We start from the raw sequence: 2,265 nt of genomic DNA, 5'->3' as shown, positions 1-2,265 counted from the left end.
ATAAAGTATTTTGTAAAGAAATAATTCTTTCAACTCTGTCAAATCTTTTTGCTAATGATTACAACTATCAAATAAGTGATGGTGTTGAAGCCTCTGTTCATGCGATCCCATCATTAATAAATGAGTATCCCGAAGAAGCAGATGATTATATGTTGATAATGGTTTTGGCTCTCTTTGATGAAACACCTATTGGTCAATACAAAAGAATATGTGATTATGTTATTGAGTCTATCCATAGATCAAAATTGTGGGATCAAAATGAAAAAGTAGCTCAATCAATATTATTCGGATATATTAAACTCAAACCTTTTTATAAAAACATTATAGCTGAAAAAAGGAAGGTACAAGGATATTGGAGGGAGATTTCCAAAAGTTCAATTTTTGAAGAATTAGAGAAAATAAACACTAATTTTACTTTTGAAAATATATCATTTGATATAAGAGACATTGCTTCACTTGATATTTATGACTTGGATGTAGTTTATCAATTAATTCCATCAAATACAAAGGACAAAATTCACTTAGACATTTACGAGGAATCATTGCCTTTGTTGGCTTCGCAGTTGCTAAAAGATAGAAGAAGTTACAGTGATGATTCGGGAGATGCTTCTACCATTTATTCATTACGTTTACGTGTTTTCAAAAGGTTTGCATACTTCATTTTACAAAAAGATAAAAACGAAATTGACAAGTTTCTTAAGCCATTCTTAAATTCATTTTCTACAACAGATGAAACAGCTTCTTTTATTGGAGAACTTGTAAATGCTGAAGAATATCTAAATAGATATGATCAATTTTGGTATATCTGGGGGCTCTTGTACCCTAAAATAAAGGAATTATGTATTAATCATCCTCATAACTATTATTTAAAAGATATCGTAATTAATTACTTATTAGCATGGAAGTGGTGGCGTGAAGAAATTGAAGAGTGGCATAGCTTAAAAACTGAGAATTCTTCTTTCTATGCTAAAGCTTCAAAAGAACTTGGAAACATTCCTGCTGTATTATATTCTATAGTCAGAGTTTTGAATACAATAGGAACTAACTTTAAAGATGATGGTATTGTCTGGATTTATACTATTGTATCAAATAACAGAGACTTAATTCTCGGTGATCTAGAATCAAATACCTTATATTACTTAGAGAGATTTCTGAGAAAATATATTTACAATAATAGACAAAATATCAAAAGAGAAATAAGATTAAAAAACATTATTATACCAATTCTTGATTTCATAATCGAAAGAGGCTCTATCCATGGATATTTATTAAGAGAAAGCATTTTATAAGCCTCGGTATTTAACAATAGAGCGCGATTCTATAAAAAGGATCAGCGCTCTTTTACATTGAAAGAGGCATATTATTTTGAATAACTTTGACTGGAATATATAGCATTGAACTCTTCCAAATGGAAGGGAGAAGCTACGATTGGCGAACGGACCTTCCGCTTGAAATCAAGCCGATCTATGCCGAGGATCAGAATATGACCCTCCAAATGTATTTCGATCTCCAGTCGGATGTATTTGAATAAGCGCATCAAATCGACAATCGAGCCGATTTGTACAAAATCGACAAGTGGGGGTCGTTCCTCTCACCGGAAAGTTATGCCTTGTATCAAAATGACCTCTCTTCTTTCCAAACGATGATCCCTGAGATTCAGAAAGAGTTGGAATATGCCCAGACGTACAGCCAATTTGTCAAGGGGTTAACGGAAGAAGAGAGTCGAACACTCTTCGGACCTATGCTTACACAGGATATGGATGCGGAGAAAACCATTCAAACGGCAGAAGCAGCCCTCGGACAGTTGGAGTATCTAGACAGGTTAAAGCTTCACTATCTCAAGTATCCGGAGAAACTTTCGGGAGAGCAACTGCAAGAAGCAATTAATGAGCATGGTTTTTCAGGCGAAGATGGGGGAACTTCATTGCGGCCCGATGACGCTTCAGTCCCTTTACCTGCATCCGAACTTGCATCGAAGGAGCCGGGTGGAATTCCTTGGGGGAGGATGCTCGGATGGACGATTATTGGGAGTGTCCTCGGGTGGCTTGGCAAGAAGACGTTGGATCGACTTCGCGCAGTTGTGGCGAAGAAGTTTGTGGAATCTGTAAAGAATGCCTCACCTGAAGAACGCAAAGCGATGCTAAAGAACTATCAGCAGGGAACGAAAACCCGAAGCCAAGTGAATACGGAAGCGTTAAAAACCGTTGATAAAATCAGTCCCGTAACCCGGGCGGTAAGATTCATCGGCGAGAAAATCGGCCGCCG

The 2,265-nt window shown here is 36.6% G+C and carries 1 protein-coding gene and 1 pseudogene; both read left to right on the top strand.

The window, feature by feature from the left end; translation table 11 throughout:
* Positions 1–1,289 (top strand): annotated as a pseudogene (locus M3G15_RS21240) (hypothetical protein); the annotation flags it as partial.
* A 320-nt stretch (positions 1,290–1,609) separates the two neighbouring features.
* The coding region (locus M3G15_RS21235) for a hypothetical protein (RefSeq protein ID WP_260072008.1) at positions 1,610–2,265 on the top strand (656 nt) is incomplete at its 3' end.

It is taken from the genome of Paenibacillus sp. p3-SID1389 (genome assembly GCF_025151705.1).
Lineage (GTDB): Bacteria > Bacillota > Bacilli > Paenibacillales > Paenibacillaceae > Fontibacillus > Fontibacillus phoenicis.
Note: the sequence above shows the minus strand (reverse complement) of the source record. Positions and strands in the feature narration are given on the sequence as shown.